Genomic DNA, 17,902 nt, shown 5'->3' on the forward strand with positions numbered 1-17,902 from the left:
CCTACATTTTACGACTTAACAAAAATAACAGGTATTTTTAGTTAAACATCCCTTAAGGACGATTACATTATTAAACTTCAGTAGTTCCGATTCAGTAGTTCCGATTTAGTAGTTATGATTCAGAAGCAGGGTTATCCTATTCCATCGCCTTTAAAATGAATTCACCAATTTAATTTTTAACCCTTGAGCATTAATTGGTAAATCCTTAGCCCCAAGTTTCTAGTCACAAACTCCTAACCTAACCTTCATACTAGTACTGATCAGCAAATAGGATTAAGCAGGCACCTTACGCTCTGTATTGAAATCCAACTTCCCATTGGAGAGCATGCTCAAGACTAAGCGTTGATTATCACCAAGATCCAATACCTTAGCCCCGCGGTAAGACGCCTCTACTGGTAGTTCACGACGATAACGATCGGCAAGAACAGCTAGCTCCACTTTGGCAGGTCTACCAAAATCAAACAGCTCATTCAGAGCAGCTCGCACCGTTCTACCCGTATCCAAGACATCATCGACTAGGACGACGTGAGCACCCTCTACTGAAAAGGGTAAGTTCGTCGACATCCCTTCTGAACTATTAATCGCACTAGTCCCTTTTGCAGAGTAATCATCACGATGAAAACTCACATTCACAACCCCATAACTAGATAATCCTAGATCCTTCGCTAAACGCTGCGCTACCCAAACTCCGCCACTGGCTAGACCTGCTAGTTGAAGATTAGGATTTTTGATCTGCGCTTCTTTGAGTAAGCCCAATAAATGCGTATAGAGCTTTTCAGCATCCGGTAAGGATGATGGGATCTCGTCTGGTATGTTGGCAGTCATGGTGATGATTTATTTGGTTGGGTATCTTAAAAAAACTGCATTTAAAAGCTTAAGGTAATTTCTAATTAAGGTAATTTTTCTTTTGTCCAAGTGGCTGATCGTTCAATATCTTTACCTAAACCTTGTACGGTATTACAAGCCACCAGTGAAAAAGCCAAACCGCTGAGGGTCAAAATCATTAGAAGTTTTTTCATCGATTCACCTTTTCATTTGTAAAAAATTTGTTTAACAAGATCTTATTGTAAATTTAAAAAAAAATTCTAAGTAAATCTAATATTTTTTTCGTAATTTTTGTCATTTTAAAATCCCTTAGACTTTATTTTCCAAGTTAATCTGACAAATTTCTAAGATTCAACCTTCGAATAAATATCCTAATTTATTTTCCAACCCTTTTACTAGTTCATTTAATTCATATTTTTCTAATTGATTTTTTCTTAAGAACACATTCCATTGAATATTTTTGTTTTTATCTTGTGAAAACTCACTCGTTAAGCCCGTAGGCAAGCCTTTAGGCATGATGGTTTTTCTTCGACTAATTGTCGCTTCTACAGCTTTCCTTAAAGTTTCTTTATCTAAATCAGAGTGATGTAGGATAACCCATAGGTCAAAATAATCTTTCAATCTACTATTAGCAATTCCAAGAGAAATAATTGCATCTAATTTTTCAGCTACTACGGTATAACGTGGGTACACTCTTAATTTAGGGCTAGGAAACTCATCCAGCAATACTGGATAGTCAGCCAACTCAGGTGCTGGCGTAACTGCATCTCCATAACCGACATCTACTTGTACAGCTGATCGGGCACTGTCAAGATTTGCCACTAAGTTAATTCGCATACCCGTATAGTTTGCCTCTTTACGAATTTCTTCCGCACGAATACTGTCTCCATCAAAGCTAATACCATCTCTCAACTCTAATTCACAAAGATCTTTAAAAGCCTGTATTAAATAAGACGCCTCAGGCAATTGAAAGCCAAGCAAATCGATATCTCTTGTTGCCCTTAATGGTACGTCGTACCACACATCAAATAGCAACGCTCCCTTTAGCAAAAAATGATCACGATGGGCAGAGATACTTAGCCGATACAAAAATCGTTCCAGTGCATAACGGGTAAGAATTAAATTAAAATCTCTACCTTCATCTTTCGCCTTGTTTTTCAACTTTGCTCTAACTGAGGCTGCAATGTTTTTATCAACCATTTAGACTCTCTAGGTATGGTCTCATTACATTATTTACTCGGCAAATTTTGGCATATTCCCAAACTTGATCCATGGACATCCTTTTACTTCGCCAAGCCTCCTGCAGTGCCTCAATGGCAATATCTATACCAATTTTATTTCGGTATTTAAAACAATCTACGATTGTCTTTTCAATATCAGTCACGCAGATGCTCACCACTTCATCAATCACTTTAGTCTGCACTCCTGACTCTAAGGCCTCACCTGAGAATCGAACCACCCTCAGTGGCGGGTATTGCATATGTGGTGCACGTGCCTTTACATCCACCGCCAACCAAACTTGATGTGGAGACTGTGTCGTCAAGCCATGTATCTGTAAAGCAGTAAGTAAACAAAATATACTATGGGGAAATTTAATGGCCACTTCCGCCAAGGTAGACTGTTCAGTGACTACTCGATCGGGAAGAGTATATAAACCTCGACTGAGCTGCAACAATCGCTCCTCATCTACTAGCTTTGCCAGTTCACCTCTGGGTAAATTTAGGTTAGCCAAATCCCTTGCTCTTAAAATACCTTTTTGAGCCGCCATAACTAGAATAGTTTCTTTAGAGGATTGCATATAAACTATTTTAACATATTGTCGGTAAATATTAATAAATACCTACATTTTGTATGGTCTAATGATTTCTAAACTATATTTTTCAAATTACCATTCTTAAAGTAAAGAGGAATTCTCACTTAGATCTCGGTTATAGTTGATCAATTGCAATGGTAATTTTAAATAAACGCTTTTGGATTAAAAGGCGTCTCTTTTATCTGGCTTTTGTTCTGCACGCTCACTCATGAAATCCTCTGATACTTCAAACCCATTTAAGAAAAAGTTATTCCAAGCATTTTTATTTTGTCCAATAGCGTGATCAATTTCTATATTTCGAGTGGTTATTTTCTTCTCTTTTTCTGAGAAGTTTGCTTCATTAGACATTTTTAACTCCTTGAGTACGATTGTTCACAACACTGATGTAATTTTTTATTCTATCTCTTCTTTGAATTGCCACATTTAAAGATCTCCAACATTTAGACCTACAGTAATCTCACCATGCCTAGGCTTACTTGCTAGTGGCAAAGCTTTATGATCATCTAGATAAAAGGGCAGTCATGTTTCTTAAGCATCTATTGCTTTTAGTAAGGCCTCTTTTTTTTAATTCAAGATTTTCTATTTTTCTTTCTTGGCTGAGATAACTCCAGATCCTGTAGACGACGCCCAAGCACATCATCTTTTGCCAATAAATTGAAGTCATCCTGAAGCTGAAGTGCAGCTAAGATTCTGAGATAAGTGCCAATCGCTACTGCTGGAAAGCCTTTTTCTGCACGGTGTAGCGTCATTCTAGAAATAGATGATCTTTCTGCCAATAATTCAGCCGAAATACCTCTACGTAAACGAGCGAGTTTAATCCGCTCTCCTAAGTTATTTAAGATCTTCTGCTCGGATGGAAAGATAGGTTGAGGTTTACTTGGCATGTATCACATTATTTATGATTAACCGAAATTTTGTACACAATGTGATACATAGTTAATAAATCTCGTTAGTTTTATGTTTTGCAGAATTTGTTTCGGAGAACGAGGGTGTAAATTAATCTTTGTAAGTTGATTTCAGTTTTTAGTGAAGGATTAACCTTTCACCAAATTCAATCTCAAATCTATTCATCTCAGATCTCCAATTTTGAATCGGCATCGTCTATTTTTAGACGCTTGCATGATTTTTTTTGGCTTTCACTAAACATCAAGAGGCTGTAAATAATTTTCTTTAGTCGATTATCTCAAAACATCCTTGTGATTCTTATTTAGTCAATTCTTCAAGTTTATTAGTTACATCATCTATAAATCGTAATGCAGTAGCCATCATCTTTTCAGAAGTTATATTGTAATTTGCTAATAATCCGTCATTACATGTTTTTACTGCCTGCTCAAAGTCTTGCTCTTGTTGAATCAACTTCTTTAATCCACTTCCAGCGACCAAGGATAACTCACTCACCTCATTTGGGAATTTTTCCTCTAATGCATCTAACCAAAGCCTCGGCCACTCTCTTAAGTCTTTCTTGCTTTCTGTCATGAGGTACGCTAAGGCCAAAACTCGTCCCAAGTCTTTATTTGACCTCTTAATATTGGTAGTTCCTATTGTTTCATTTCCAATGACTGGGTGGTGTAGCAAATTGGCCAATGCCATCATCTCCGGTCTTGCTATAGCTATTTGGTATTGAGTTTGAATAGGATTTACCTCAACTAAGCTGAGATACTTAAATCCGCACAGAGCAAAATAACCATATTTTGTTTTTACTTTTTCTACCGATCGAACACTTGTTTGCGTTAATTTCTTATTTGGTGAATTGAGTAATTCAAGAAACCAATTATTGTCCTCTTTTGGATGTAAGCGGATTATCGGCAACTCCTCAACTGGAGTTTTTTTGTCATTTGACGGCGGATACTCTTTTGTGTAATTTAATTCCCAGCCGTTATTCATTAGTTGTTCGGCAACATTTTTAGCTAATACTTTTACTTTTGGGTGAGGCCATATCATGCAATCCACATCTTTAGTTCTCACTCCACCATTTTTGAGTACATCATAAAAATAATGTCCAGCTGCTAAACTACCGATGACGATGATGTTCTTTTTGGAATCTTGGGGCATTGCAATAGATACCATCTCAATAATTTTTTCTGGTGATAGATCCACTAACATTCCTTCTCCTCTTCACATTTGATTATTAGTTTTGAAAGCATATCGTCTGCTTGATAATCTAAGCCGCCTTGATACAGATTAGCTAAACATTCAATAGGGTCAGCTAACACAAAACCATTTGAATCTTTAATAAACATAGCCTCAGCACGTGATAAAAAATGTACGACTACATTTACCGGTTCCACCACGTTAACTATCGGTGATAAGGCTGGGTCTAATTTCTTGATAAATTCCAAATCACTATTAATTCCACCATGCACTACCAAATCTAAGCGAGGACTACCGGTGATATCCAATTTGGGGTAATAGTACCTTGCACCAAATACTCCTCCAATCGCGACATTTTGTAAGTGAAGTTTCTTTAATCTCTCAGCCATATCCTCTGGAGTTCTAGGCTGTCCTGAGATGTCTCTAAAACGAACTGATTTTCTTGCTTCACTTTCAACCACCCAACGTTTCCATAAATTAACTGGAAACCGCTTTAAACTTACCCGACGATCTGTCTGACGAGTGATTAAATTTTCAGCCTCAAGTTGCTTTATCGTATTAAATACTGTTGGATAGCTAGCTCCACTCGCAATGCTTAGCCCTTCAGTAGTCTGAGGCTCTCCTTGACTGAGCCATTGAAGTATCAATAAATTGAGGATTGCGATGCGTGTTGCCCCTGGAGAACTTATTCCAATTGAAGATTGCTCCTGTTGAATTAACGGTTTCAATTCATTTAAAGGAATGTTACATTGCTGCTCAGGGAAATAGACAAACCCTTTGTCCCGTTCAAATAATGCGAGGTATATACCTTCAGCTAACTTATCGTCAACAATTTCTTTAAATGCTTGTAACTCAGACTCAAGACGCGCTTTTGTGAATTTACTATCTACTAGTATGTAAAGACCTCGCTGTTCTGGAACAAGTTGGAGATCGTAAGCCATGCCGACTAAAATCGCTCGCAAATCACGAACAGTAGAAATTCTCGACTTAACCCATACTTGCCAGTTCTGCCAAACAAAATCGCAAGAAGATATTTTCTGCAATGTAACCTCAACTTACTGATAGACTAAAGATGCATCTTAACATTAAGACGCATCTTTAGTCCATGAATTTAATTAAACTTGTTATTTCTTTGTGGGATTTTTTAGCTTCAGCACTTCCCAACCCTTACACTTTTTCGATCTAGAACTATTTTTTTGTTACATAGATTTATTTCTTTTCAACAAAATATCGGTACTTATTAATAACTGCCGACATTTTGTTTGTGTTACAAGTTGTCTCTCTTTACCAACTTTTGTTCAGCGCGCTCATTCATAAAATCATCTGATACTTTAGGTCCATTGAGGAAAAAAGTATCCCAATTATTTCCAATCTGATTGTCGTTATATTCTGTAATTCGCCCACCGGAAAGGTTGCTCTTTGCAGACAAGTATTCTAGAAGTCTTTTTTTATCACTTGAAAGCCCAACTTTCCAATCAAGTTCATTATGCTCATGTTTGGGTTTTTCTATACTGTTAGAAAGTAATGCTAATGCTTTGGAAATCCAATTTTTCATGACGACTTTTTAAAATTAAATAAGAACTATATAAATCAATAGCTTAATCTAAAGAGCCGGATTCTAATTAATTAATTAAAAGCTCCGAGAGGGTTTAATCAGCTATTCAAGAAAACAAGTCTGTTCATTACAGAATTTACTAGATTAAATACTACTTTATTTTGAAATGCGTCCCCAATTAATTTAAATAACCCCAATTTTCAAAGTTGCACTTCGTATTAGAATTCAACAAATTATTCAAGCCCAATCCTTTATGGATTCTCAGCAAAATACTGCTCCAGAATCATTACTGCTGCTTGACCATCAATATCTCCAGATAAATCATCGGCAACTGCCGAGGTATATCTTTCATCCACCCAAACAACCGAGATATTGAATCTGCCATTTAACTGATTACCAAAGCGTGTGGCCTTTTTAGTCATCTCATGTGGATTGCCGTCAGGATGTCTTGGTAAGCCAACGACTAATAACTTGGCATCCCACTCCTTGATCAGTTGTTGGATTTGCCCAAAGGTGTAATCAGCGCTTTTATTTAAGATGGTTTTTAATGGTTGCGCTTGGCGCAAAAAGGTATTACCAACCGCCACGCCTATTCTTTTTTCTCCAAAATCAAAGGCTAAGATGGTGTGACTCAAAATAGATACTCGAGTTGAGATTTACTGCGATGATTTAATGGCTGAATGATCTGCCTGAAAGCTTGTATTAGTTGTTGCACTAAGTAACTCTTAAGCATGTCCCACTTCACCACTTAAGTGGCTGGGATCAATCCCAATAATCGACATGACCTTTTGATATCTCTGTGCATGCGGCGTATCAAAAATAATCTCAGCAATATTTTCTAAAGAGGTAGAAACATTCAACCAGCCGTTACGTGCAATCTCATCTTCTAGCTGACCAGCACTCCAACCTGCATAACCTAGCGACATCAAAAACTTATTCGGCCCACCACCCTCAGAAACTGCTTCCAGCACATCTTTGGAAGTCGTCATGGCTAGACCTCCAGGAACAACTAGAGTAGAGGAATACTGCACATCCTCCTCCTGCGAGTGCAACACAAATCCCCGCTCAGTTTGCACTGGCCCGCCTAAGTAAACAGACTGTTTAATTAAGGGATCAATTTCTAACTTGAGGTTGATTTTGTCAAATAGGCCGTGTAAATCCAAATCGGTTGGACGATTCACAACCAGGCCCATCGCGCCCTGTTGATTATGCTCTAGCAGATACACAACGGTGCCACTAAAGCGATCATCGACCATACCTGGCATGGCGATCAGTAATTGGTTGGCGAGATGACTTACATCTTCTGTCAGGTTTTTCATGCCTCAATTTTAGCCTAGTCTAGAATCAATTTCATTAAATGAAATGATGTTTTTTATGTTAATGTTATCCACTTTTGGTTCATTATTATTAATACCATCATCATTATTTCACCATTAATAAGGTTAGTTCATGGATAAAGCACTCGTTTGGTTAAGAAGGGATTTAAGAACCTTTGATCATGCTGCTTTATCAGCGGCACTGAAGGCCGCTGATCAGGTATCGCTTTGCTTTATTTTTGATACAAACATCTTAAATCCGCTACTCGACAAAGGTTTCACCACCGATCGACGGGTTGACTTTATTTGGCAAAGCCTTCAGCAAATGGATGCTGAACTCAAAGCGAATCATCCTCAAAGTGGCCTGATTGTTTTACACGGTAGTGCCCAAGAATTGATTCCTCAACTTGCGCAGGAGCTTGGTATAAATGCGGTGTTTACCAATCACGACTATGAACCCAGTAGTATTGCTAGAGATACTTTAGTCGCCAATCAGTTAAAAGACCTAGGGATTGATTTTCAAAGCTATAAAGATCAGGTGATTTTCGAGCGCAAAGAAGTATTAACTGGTGCAGGAGGTGTCTTTTCGGTCTTTACCCCATTTAAGAATGCCTGGCTCAAAAAATTAACGCTGCAGGATATTGCGCCGCGAGATTGTTTTACATCACCAGAACACTACCAGCAACTTGCACCATTACCGAGTACGATTCTTGGAAAAGAGAGTGGTATCCCCAGTTTAGAGTCGATGGGATTTGCACCGTCTAATATCCAAGAATTGATTCCCATTGGTATGAATGGTTCTAGTCAATTACTCAGTGATTTTGAACACCGGATTGATCAATATCAAGCCACTCGTGATTTTCCGGCGATTAAGGGTCCAAGCTACTTATCCACCCATTTACGCTTTGGTACCGTCTCCATTCGAGCTCTCGTTCGCATTGCCCATCATTTAATGCTTGCCGGAAGTGCCGGTGCAACCACCTGGCTATCGGAACTCATTTGGCGTGACTTTTATTTTATGATTCTAGCTAATCATCCACGCTTAGCAAATGGTGTTTCCTTTAAACCCGACTATGACAAAATCACTTGGGAACAAGGTCCGATTCAAGAAAAGCTCTTTAAAGCTTGGACTTTAGGCAAAACAGGTTATCCCTTAGTTGACGCCGCAATGCGTCAACTGAATACTTCTGGCTATATGCATAATCGTTTGCGCATGGTCGCTGCTTGCTTTTTAATTAAGGATCTTGGAGTTGATTGGCGCTTAGGTGAGGCGTATTTCGCGGATCAACTCAATGATTTTGACTTTTCAGCCAACAATGGTGGCTGGCAGTGGGCCTCTTCGAGTGGTTGTGACGCTCAACCCTACTTTCGGATTTTTAATCCAATCACTCAGTCACAAAAATTCGATAAAGAAGGCAAGTTTATTCGTAAATACTGTCCAGAACTCGCAGGTTTGTCGAATCAATCGATTCATGCCCCTTGGCTAGCCGGAGAAATAGAAATACAAGCAGCTAAACTACAACTCGGTAAAGACTATCCATTCCCTGTCATCAAGCACGATGAGGCCAGGAAAACCACCCTATTGCGATACAGTGTGGTGAAGGCGGGGTCAACTCCTGAGACAAACGAGTGAGCACTATAAAAAACCTTTAAAATTGAAATGTAAGTGGTAAGATTTTTCTAAATAGTAAAGTCTTTCACTTGAAGCATTTTCAAATACAAAAATAGCAGAGATAGACTCACCCGAACTGAAGTAGATGACTAATATAACCACTCAAAAGAGCCGAAGATGAATCCAATTTACGCCATTGGTGACATACAAGGTTGTTCTACTCAACTCGACAATTTGGTAAATGAACTGCCCTTTGGGTCAAAAATCATCTGCGTGGGTGATTTGGTGAATCGTGGCCCCGATTCATTAGGAACTCTGCGCAGGCTTAAAGCTTGGCAAGAGCTAGGTGACTGTGAATGTATCCTAGGGAATCACGATTTACATTTACTAGCACGTGACGCTGGTATCCGTGGACCAAAATCTCTTGATACCCTCGATGATATTTTGCGCGCACCCGATCGACGCGAATTAATTGATTGGTTACGTAAACGCCCCTTAGCCTTATTTGATGGCTCGAATTTATTTATCCACGCAGGAGTCTTACCTCAGTGGGGCATTAATCAAGTGATGGAACTGGCTGATGAAGTTCAAAAAGCACTAAAGCGTAAGAACTATGTTTCATTTTTAGAAAGCATGTACGGTAATACCCCAACTAAATGGTCTAATACGCTCAAAGGAGCTGACCGCTTGAGAGTGATTGTGAATGCTTTTACCAGAATGCGATTTTGTTCTAGTAAAGGAGAAATGGACTTTATTAGTAAAGAGGGCATGGGTACTGCACCCAAAAACTTCTACCCCTGGTTCAATGTGCCAAAAAGAAAAACAGAAAATTTACGGATTTATTTTGGTCACTGGTCCACTATGGGACTCGTGCAAAAAAATAATGTTATCGGGCTCGATACGGGATGTGTTTGGGGTGGAAGTCTGACTGCCATGTCCCTTGATAAAGAACCGCAAATGATTCAAACGCCTGGTTTAGTGAAACACGTAGCATTTTGATCAAAAGAAAAAGTTTTTAGCTATTTTTAAAGTTTTTCAGAGTGTTATTTATTAGTTAGCTCATAAAACGAGCTAAATTTCTTCATGGTAAACATTGAATCTTCAAGAACCAACACCCAATTCCTATAAAGATTACATTAGGTATTTTCTTAAAAAATCCTCACTAATAATGTGGGGTTTGTTTTCATAAATTGGTGATATATACTATTAGCATGTCTTCAGTAGCCACCACAACTAAATGTGAATATATTTACAATCACCCGCCAATTCTAGAGGCAGTGATAGCAATTAATTTTTTGCAACCTATTGCTAACAATGATTTATTTAAGATTGAAAAGAAGTTAAAGAAAAATTATGATGCGAGCGATGTTCAAAGTAACGTAACAATGGAGGTAAGAGTTGACTCAGGAAGCGAGCCTGAATTTACCCCAAGAATCCAACAAAATGGGCTTAGATTTTCTTCTGCAGATATGACTCAGACCTTACATATTTGGCCTGAAATGTTTCTTGTATCTCAAAGAGCGCCGTATTTAGGATGGGACTCTTTTAAGGAACGATTTCTTAGAGATTGGGGGATTTTCATTAAATCAAACCCAAATAAAGAAATTTCTCAAATAGGTATGCGTTACATCAATCGAATAGATGTGCCTCTAAAGAATGAATCGGAGTCAATTAATCCTGAAGAGTTTTTAACTATAAATCCTACTCTTCCTAAAGCTTTATCAGAAATAAAAAATTTTTCTATTCAAACCGTCCTGGAACTTACGGATATTAAAAGTCAGTTAAAGCTTTCATCTCAGTCCGTACCTTCCCCAATTTTGAGGTTTTCTTCCCTGTTACTAGATATTGATATTATAAAAAATCAAGATTTACCTAAATCTCCAAAAGCCTTAATTGCTTATTTAGATGCTGCAAGAGATAAGAAAAACGAAATTTTTGAAATGTGCATTACAGAAAAATCTAGGGTTTTATTTAAATGACTCAGTTAAATATTAAAAAACCAATTAAAAATATTGCTCCATTACAAGAAGCTAATAATGTTTTACTAAAAAGTTTTACACGGAACTTTTGCATTCCAGAAAGCTCATATTCTAGAGTCATATCGGAGATGCCCAAGAGTTCTCCTGAGACCCCATTAATTTCTTTCACCTCTGAAAAAAAATCTTTAGTAGAAAAATTATTTGATGCTAAAGCATCTGCGAAAATTCTGATTGCAGCAGTTAGTATGCATCTTGACTCAAAATGGAGAGAAAAAATTTTTCGCCAATTAGATTTAATTCATGATGACTCCGATTGGGAAATTGAAGATGTGCCCATTCAATTATCGTCAATCGCTACTTTTTTAAGATCTCTTGGTGTTATTGATTACAAAAAATTCCCCTCTTTAGGAATGAGTAATTCGGGTCATCTTTTAGCGGCTTGGTTGAATGGTGAAAATAAACTCACCCTAGAATTCCTACCAAAGGACAGAATAAGGTGGGTTCTATCAAGAAAATCGGAAGATGAAACTGAAAGGGCTGCAGGTGAAACTTTACTAACTGTCCTTATGTCTCGTTTAAGCCCGTATAATCCCGAGCAATGGTTCTTGAATGACAATAACTAAAAAAAATCGTGAATTAATTGACGATTCCCATAATGTAGTCCGTTATTTAAAGCCAAAATTTTTAATTCGAGATGACTTTGATATAAATATTATTGGCATCCATAGTCAGGCATTTGAATTGCGACCTAATGAAGAGTTTCTTTCGTTAAATTGGCTTGAATATTTTGAATTACCAAATAAGAAGGACGCCCTTAATCTTATTATTAATGACTTGAAAGCATCAAACTTACCCGTTGGTTCAAAAGGTGCTTTGGCAATAGCTAACATATCAAAAATCAAAAGCATAGGTAAAGATCGTAAAACAAAAATCAGAGTTGAATATAGGCCAAATAACTTAAACAAATCGCACTCTGGGGTTTTTAACATTCAAAACGAAGATCTCGAAATGTTAGATTTACTCTCTAGGGAAGCTTTTTCTGAAATAGTTCCAATTGATAAATTAGCCTCCAATCCAACTTAAAGTAAATGTCTTAAGTATTACTTAAGACATTTATCCTCAGACTATATGTTACCTATTACATTTAATTAAAGAATTTAAATCTTCGAAAACGCCACCTTCGCAGCAACTAACATCTTCTCGATCACAGCATCATTGTGCTCAATGGACAAGAAGCCAGCTTCATAAGCAGAAGGTGCTAAGTAAACACCTTCATCCAACATCGCATGGAAGAAACGTTTAAATTTCTCCATATCCGACTTCGTAATATCTTCTAAAGATTGTGGCTTTTCTTTGGCAAAGTAGATACCAAACATGCCACCCACATGATCTGTAGAAAAATCATGTCCTGCTTCTTTTGCTAGAGTCTCTAAACCTTTGAGTAACTTACCAATGTTATTACTCAGTTCAGCATAAAAACCTTCTCGACTCACCAAATTAAGCGTCGTCAATCCTGCAGCAACAGCTAATGGATTACCAGACAAAGTACCGGCTTGATACACATTGCCAATCGGTGCTAACTTTTGCATGATGTCTCTGCGACCACCAAAGGCCGCCATCGGCATACCGCCACCCATGACTTTACCTAAGCAAGTTAGATCTGGCTTAATGCCGTGCAAACTTTGTGCGCCGCCGAGAGCAACTCTAAAACCCGTCATCACTTCATCGTAAATTAAAACAGAACCATGCTGAGTCGTCAGATTACGCATGGCTGCAATAAACTCAGGCGTCATTTGGACGAGGTTCATATTGCCGGCAATTGGTTCCACAATTAATGCAGCGATTTGAGGACCAAACTGTGCGAAAGCATTTTCAAGAGCTGTTAGATCATTAAATGGCAATACTAAAGTGTGTTTAATCACATCTTGCGGAACACCACCTGATGAAGGTGCATTCTTGGATAAATCAATATCAGCATTTTCTTCGGCAAAGGTCAATAAACCCGATCCCGCTTTAACTAAGAGACTATCTGCGTGTCCGTGATAGCAGCCTTCAAATTTCACAATTAAGTCACGTCCAGTAAATCCTCTTGCCAAACGCAAAGCGCTCATCGTGGCTTCGGTACCGCTAGAGACTAAACGCACCTGCTCAATACTAGGAACGAGCTGAGTGATTTTCTCAGCCATCAAAATTTCTGCTTCTGTTGGTGCACCGTAACTAAAACTATTTTCAGCTGCAACTTGAACCGCTTTGATAACTTCCGGATGAGCATGTCCAAGAATCATTGGACCCCATGAACCAATACAATCGATATACGCTTTGCCTTCTACATCCCAAATATAGGCACCCTTGGCTTTACTAATAAAGCGAGGTGTACCACCTACCGAGCGAAAAGCTCTGACAGGAGAGTTCACACCCCCAGGAGTTGTGATTTGTGCGCGTTCAAATAAGGATTGATTCGTTGCCATAAAGTTCTATTTATCTTGTCAAATTAAAAAGCCATCATTTCGAAATCTTCTTTACGTGCACCACACTCAGGGCAAGCCCAGTTCACTGGCACATCTTCCCATTTGGTACCAGGTGCAATACCCTCTTCCGGCAGACCTGCTTCTTCGTCATAGACCCAGCCGCAAATCAAACACATGTATGTTTTAAATTCCATTTGAATTTCCTAGTGATAATATTATTTTTACTATTGTATTAGTTCTGTCTCGTTTTATTCTTTTTCTAAACTCTATCTTAGCCGAATTCAATTTCAACTTAGGAAGGATCGTTTTTAGTTTGAATTGTCGAATCCTGATCAGGCAAGATTGTTTGAACATGCTTCTGAAATTCACGGATTTCGAAGCGGAACAAGCGACACTCAATCGAGCCATTAAATAAGGGCGTTCGTTTGGTTTCTTTCATGCGCATTTGTCCTGGTAAGCCCATATCCGCAGTCAAAATATCAATTTGCCAACCCGCAAACTCTTCTTTTAAATGTCGGCCAAATTTCGATAAAAACTCGACAAACATCGGATCCGTAAAGTTCTTCGGCAGTGGATCTCTCGCTCCACGCATTTTCTTTTCCGGCTCAACAAATTCATAAGGCTCGTCCTCATGCCCATGTTGTGCCCCACGTCCACCCTTTAGTTCAATCCGCTCACCATACGGCGGATTAAATAACATGACGCCAGCCCTACTGATATCACTGCCACTCTGACTATTACTCTTTGCCTTAAATGGAGATTTCACCATCAACGCGTCTACCTGACGCACATTTGGCTGACCAGCAAGTCTAGCCATTCGCCAGTTATGGCGTACCACCCGAATCATTTGTTCATTAATGTCTGAGCCCGCAATGAGCAGCGGTACTTCCTGAAAGCGTTGCATCTCGAGCTGAGCTGCTTTCTTGAGTAAGCCCCATAACTCTAATTCGGTCTGAGTTTGAAACGGCTTTAATCTTAAAAAACCAAAGCCTTGATAGACACCCACTAAATCCACACGACTCGGTTTGAACTTTAAAGTTTTATTCGATCCGGCAAAGTAAGAGTCACCAGTCTTTTTTTCAAAGCGGTTTTTTGGCTTGCGACTAGACTCCTCTTCTGGTTCTGCTCTTTGTACTCTTTTAGGCGTCGCTGGAATCAAATCTTGCGGCGTTGCTTTGACTTCTAAAGGTTTACCTGAATCGACCAAAATTGGTGCCGACCAAACTGGCTTGCTAGTTGCAGGCACTTGAGCAGCTTTATCACTGTCATTGTCATCACTATCATCAGACTTTGATGAATGAACAGCTTGTGCAGGCGGATCAAATGACTCATCTTCTACATCCTCATCAGCTTCTTGATGGTTGCGCAAAGAATCGGTATGCTCTTTTCGCACAGGCTCAACTCCCTGATCTTGTGGCTCTAATTCTTCCATCAGCCCCGCCCGAATCGCACCCGGCGGTATGTGTCTGGCGATTTGTGCCGCTTCAATCAAAAAGGTCCCGCTACCGCACATCGGATCATACAAAGGCTGTTTAGCTTCCCAACCTGTAAAGGCTAAAATACCTGCAGCTAGATTTTCTTTTAAGGGTGCAGCGCCTTTTTCATCTCGCCAACCCCTTTTAAAGAGAGCCTCTCCCGAAGTATCTAAATAAATTGAAATATGCGTGGCATCTAAAAACGCCATAATTCGAACGTCGGGCGTGCCAGTCTCAATACTCGGACGCTCACCACACAAATCCCTAAAACGATCACATACGGCATCTTTAATACGCAGAGTAATAAAGTTCAAGCTTTGTAAATTAGAGCGTTGTGCCGTGACGTCCACTCGGAGCGTTTGGCTTACATCAAACCACTCTTCCCAGCTGAGTCCTTTGACTACTTTATAAATATCGTCTTCTTTTTTATAAGGACAATGGATTAATTGCAAGAGGACTCTGGAAGCAATCCGACTATGTAAATTAATCGCCATTGCCAAAGCAAGCGTGCCACTGACCTCGATACCACCACTTGGCTTAATCGGTGCGTCACCTAAAAAAACATTCTTAATTGATTTAGCAAGAGGTGTTGCCTCAGGCTTGGTTAGCCCAAGCTGTTGCAATTCCTCTTCGTCCATACAATGGGTCGTGATTGATACGAGTTCCTCATACAAGGGAACTTCTAGTCCTCTGGGACAAACAACAAAATATTTCAAGCTAGATCTTTAATTAAGGTAAATCGTACAAACATCAAAAGGGTTTAATAATCACGAGGATGACAATCACCGTCAACAGTAAGACTGGGACTTCATTAAACCAACGAAACCAGACATGGGACTTGGTCACGGTACCCGCTACAAACTTTTTAACCATGGCACCACACATATGGTGATAACCAATTAAAAAGATCACGAGTAATAATTTTGCATGCATCCAGCCAGTGCCCGGACTTCTGCCAACGCCAAAATACAACCAAAGAATCAAACCAAAAATTAAAGCTGGAATCATTAAAATGTTCATAAAGCGATAAAGCTTTTGTGCCATGGCAATCAAGCGCACTTGCACTTGTGGATCTTTATCCATCGCTAAATTAACAAAAATTCTTGGTAAATAAAACAAACCCGCAAACCAAGAAGTAATAAAAATGAGGTGTAGTACTTTGACCCATTGATAACCAATCATGCCCATCTGTAACCCTTTAAATAATTATTTCTGTCGATCCAATGTGGACCACTTTACGAATGAAGACTTAAACCCGAATAGAGCCATTACCCTTTACGATATATTTCAGGGAAGTAAGTCCTTCCAAACCTACTGGCCCACGCGCATGCAATTTATCATTGGAAATACCAATTTCAGCACCGAGACCGTACTCAAAGCCATCGGCAAAGCGGGTACTAGCGTTCAGCATCACACTCGCACTGTCGACTTCCTTTAAGAAACGATCAGCCGTGATGGTGTTTTCAGTCATGATGGCATCTGTGTGGTGACTTCCATAATGATTAATATGGTCAATCGCCTCATCTAAGTTTTCGACAATTTTGATAGAGAGGATTGGCGCTAAATACTCAGTCGTCCAGTCTTCCTCGGTAGCGTCCACTAAATGGCTCATACCATCAAAACCAGCCTGAGCTAAGACACCTTTCGTTTTACGATCCACTCTTAATTCCACACCTTTATCTTGATAAATCTTACACAATGGTGCCATGATTCTTGGAGCAATTTTGGCGTTTACTAATAAGGTTTCCATTGCGTTACAAGGAGAGTAACGTTGTGTCTTGGCATTATCACAAACCGTAATGGCTTTACTGATGTCAGCTTCTGCATCGACATAGGTATGACAAATACCGTCCAAATGCTTAATCATCGGTACGCGTCCATCTTGCATTAAACGTGCAATCAGGCTTTTACCCCCGCGCGGTACAATCACATCGATATATTCGGTCATGGTAATCATTTCACCAACCGCAGCGCGGTCTGTGGTTTCAATTACTTGCACACCATCTTCCGGCAGTCTCGCTCTTTTTAAGCAGTCTTGAATAATTTTGGCTAAAGCTGTATTAGATTCAATCGCTTCTGAGCCACCACGCAAAATGGTCGCGTTACCCGATTTAATGCATAAAGCAGCGGCGTCAATCGTCACATTAGGACGAGACTCATAAATAATCCCGATCACACCTAATGGAACGCGCATTTGATGGATGTCAATCCCAGTCGGACGACTGCGATGATTCAACACTTCACCGATAGGATCCTGTAGTGCGGCGATTTGTTCCAAACCTTCGATCATGCCGGTTATAGCTTTGTCGCTTAAAGTAAGACGATCGATGAACGCTGCGTCATGACCAGCTAACTTGGCTCTTTCGAGGTCCTTTAGATTTGCCTCTTTTAAAAGTGATGTTTGTAAGCGAATTGCCATACCCATTTGCAAAAGAGCTAAATTCTTTTGCTGAGGAGTTGCTTTTGCCATCGCCCGTGAAGCAGCCCTGGCTTTTTTACCAATAATGGTCAATTGCTCATGAATTTCTTGAAAATTCGATGCGCTTGCAGTTGGTGAGTTAGTGTTGTTTACGATTGGATCTGATGAAGACATATAGGTTTAAAAATCGTCAATGAACTAGATACCCTTATTTTCCACTATTTAATACAAATTGACTAATTTCTCGAAAGTTATCGATTATTACGCCACCTTTAAATTATTAGAACTCATTTTTACTAGTCAAATATCTTCTTTAATTAATATTTCATCAGGTAATTAATAGAGTGGA

The 17,902-nt window shown here is 39.2% G+C and carries 21 protein-coding genes and 1 pseudogene; 5 read left to right on the forward strand and 17 right to left on the reverse strand.

All coding sequences use genetic code 11. The features are described from left to right. Positions 1–273: 273 nt before the first annotated feature. The 11 genes from pyrR to AOC35_RS11235 all read right to left on the reverse strand — a co-directional run bounded on the left by pyrR (position 274) and on the right by AOC35_RS11235 (position 7,603). Positions 274–825 (reverse strand): bifunctional pyr operon transcriptional regulator/uracil phosphoribosyltransferase PyrR, encoded by a 552-nt coding sequence (gene pyrR / locus AOC35_RS11185; RefSeq protein ID WP_108647160.1) that lies wholly within the window; start codon positions 823–825, stop codon positions 274–276. A gap of 65 nt (positions 826–890) precedes the next feature. Next, on the reverse strand, positions 891–1,019 hold the full coding sequence (locus AOC35_RS15840) for an Entericidin EcnA/B family protein (RefSeq protein ID WP_108647161.1): 129 nt from the start codon (positions 1,017–1,019) through the stop codon (positions 891–893). Between the two features lie 157 nt (positions 1,020–1,176). Beyond that, on the reverse strand, positions 1,177–2,025 hold the full coding sequence (locus AOC35_RS11195) for a nucleotidyl transferase AbiEii/AbiGii toxin family protein (RefSeq protein WP_108647162.1): 849 nt from the start codon (positions 2,023–2,025) through the stop codon (positions 1,177–1,179). Then, on the reverse strand, positions 2,018–2,593 hold the full coding sequence (locus tag AOC35_RS11200; RefSeq protein WP_245898494.1) for a type IV toxin-antitoxin system AbiEi family antitoxin domain-containing protein: 576 nt from the start codon (positions 2,591–2,593) through the stop codon (positions 2,018–2,020). Before AOC35_RS11200 ends, AOC35_RS11195 begins: the two co-directional genes overlap by 8 nt. 207 nt (positions 2,594–2,800) lie before the next feature. Next, complete coding sequence (locus AOC35_RS11205; RefSeq protein ID WP_108647164.1) at positions 2,801–2,986, reverse strand: AbrB/MazE/SpoVT family DNA-binding domain-containing protein; 186 nt, start codon at positions 2,984–2,986, stop codon at positions 2,801–2,803. Between the two features lie 221 nt (positions 2,987–3,207). Further along, on the reverse strand, positions 3,208–3,522 hold the full coding sequence (locus AOC35_RS11210) for a helix-turn-helix domain-containing protein (RefSeq protein WP_108647165.1): 315 nt from the start codon (positions 3,520–3,522) through the stop codon (positions 3,208–3,210). A gap of 319 nt (positions 3,523–3,841) precedes the next feature. Further along, entirely contained in the window at positions 3,842–4,741 is a 900-nt protein-coding gene (locus tag AOC35_RS11215; protein WP_108647166.1) for a hypothetical protein, read from the reverse strand. Then, positions 4,735–5,670 (reverse strand): MarR family transcriptional regulator, encoded by a 936-nt coding sequence (locus AOC35_RS11220; RefSeq protein ID WP_159077563.1) that lies wholly within the window; start codon positions 5,668–5,670, stop codon positions 4,735–4,737. Before AOC35_RS11220 ends, AOC35_RS11215 begins: the two co-directional genes overlap by 7 nt. A 326-nt stretch (positions 5,671–5,996) precedes the next feature. Next, entirely contained in the window at positions 5,997–6,284 is a 288-nt protein-coding gene (locus tag AOC35_RS15665; protein ID WP_211307513.1) for an AbrB/MazE/SpoVT family DNA-binding domain-containing protein, read from the reverse strand. 251 nt (positions 6,285–6,535) lie between these two features. Beyond that, the gene (ruvX, locus tag AOC35_RS11230) at positions 6,536–6,922 is read right to left on the reverse strand and encodes a Holliday junction resolvase RuvX (protein WP_108647168.1); all 387 of its coding nucleotides are present in this window, start codon (positions 6,920–6,922) and stop codon (positions 6,536–6,538) included. Positions 6,923–7,009: 87 nt separating this feature from the next. Further along, positions 7,010–7,603 (reverse strand): YqgE/AlgH family protein, encoded by a 594-nt coding sequence (locus AOC35_RS11235; RefSeq protein WP_108647169.1) that lies wholly within the window; start codon positions 7,601–7,603, stop codon positions 7,010–7,012. Between the two features lie 130 nt (positions 7,604–7,733). Here AOC35_RS11235 and AOC35_RS11240 point away from each other — a divergent pair, with 130 nt between their 5' ends. From AOC35_RS11240 to AOC35_RS11260, 5 genes are all read left to right on the forward strand, one after another. Continuing rightward, positions 7,734–9,233, forward strand: coding sequence for a cryptochrome/photolyase family protein (locus tag AOC35_RS11240; RefSeq protein WP_108647170.1), 1,500 nt, complete (start codon positions 7,734–7,736; stop codon positions 9,231–9,233). 156 nt (positions 9,234–9,389) lie between these two features. After that, positions 9,390–10,211 (forward strand): symmetrical bis(5'-nucleosyl)-tetraphosphatase, encoded by an 822-nt coding sequence (locus AOC35_RS11245; protein ID WP_108647171.1) that lies wholly within the window; start codon positions 9,390–9,392, stop codon positions 10,209–10,211. A gap of 212 nt (positions 10,212–10,423) precedes the next feature. After that, positions 10,424–11,191: a TIGR04255 family protein gene (locus AOC35_RS11250; RefSeq protein ID WP_108647172.1), complete on the forward strand. Its 768-nt coding sequence runs from the start codon at positions 10,424–10,426 to the stop codon at positions 11,189–11,191. Beyond that, positions 11,188–11,814, forward strand: a complete 627-nt coding sequence (locus AOC35_RS11255) for a hypothetical protein (protein ID WP_108647173.1) — start codon at positions 11,188–11,190, stop codon at positions 11,812–11,814. The genes AOC35_RS11250 and AOC35_RS11255 overlap by 4 nt, the downstream gene beginning before the upstream one ends. Beyond that, positions 11,801–12,274, forward strand: a complete 474-nt coding sequence (locus tag AOC35_RS11260; protein WP_108647174.1) for a hypothetical protein — start codon at positions 11,801–11,803, stop codon at positions 12,272–12,274. Before AOC35_RS11255 ends, AOC35_RS11260 begins: the two co-directional genes overlap by 14 nt. Positions 12,275–12,348: 74 nt before the next feature. On the opposite strand, the gene hemL is transcribed toward AOC35_RS11260, so the two are convergent. The 6 genes and pseudogenes from hemL to AOC35_RS11285 form a co-directional block, all read right to left on the reverse strand. Next, a complete protein-coding gene (gene hemL / locus AOC35_RS11265) occupies positions 12,349–13,659 on the reverse strand; it encodes a glutamate-1-semialdehyde 2,1-aminomutase (protein ID WP_108647175.1) in 1,311 nt (436 codons plus the stop codon). A 23-nt stretch (positions 13,660–13,682) separates the two neighbouring features. Beyond that, entirely contained in the window at positions 13,683–13,853 is a 171-nt protein-coding gene (locus tag AOC35_RS11270; protein WP_108647176.1) for a rubredoxin, read from the reverse strand. 98 nt (positions 13,854–13,951) lie between these two features. Next, complete coding sequence (locus AOC35_RS15845) at positions 13,952–15,091, reverse strand: hypothetical protein (protein ID WP_425440646.1); 1,140 nt, start codon at positions 15,089–15,091, stop codon at positions 13,952–13,954. After that, positions 15,068–15,850 (reverse strand): annotated as a pseudogene (locus AOC35_RS15770) (THUMP domain-containing class I SAM-dependent RNA methyltransferase); the annotation flags it as partial. The pseudogene AOC35_RS15770 and the gene AOC35_RS15845, both read right to left, overlap by 24 nt. A gap of 34 nt (positions 15,851–15,884) precedes the next feature. Next, complete coding sequence (locus tag AOC35_RS11280) at positions 15,885–16,322, reverse strand: CopD family protein (protein WP_108647178.1); 438 nt, start codon at positions 16,320–16,322, stop codon at positions 15,885–15,887. Between the two features lie 61 nt (positions 16,323–16,383). Further along, positions 16,384–17,727: a glutamate-5-semialdehyde dehydrogenase gene (locus AOC35_RS11285; protein ID WP_108647179.1), complete on the reverse strand. Its 1,344-nt coding sequence runs from the start codon at positions 17,725–17,727 to the stop codon at positions 16,384–16,386. Between the last annotated feature and the right edge of the window lie 175 nt (positions 17,728–17,902).

Origin of the sequence: Polynucleobacter rarus, assembly GCF_003072505.1 — a bacterium.
In the GTDB taxonomy this organism is placed as follows: Bacteria; Pseudomonadota; Gammaproteobacteria; order Burkholderiales; family Burkholderiaceae; genus Polynucleobacter; species Polynucleobacter rarus.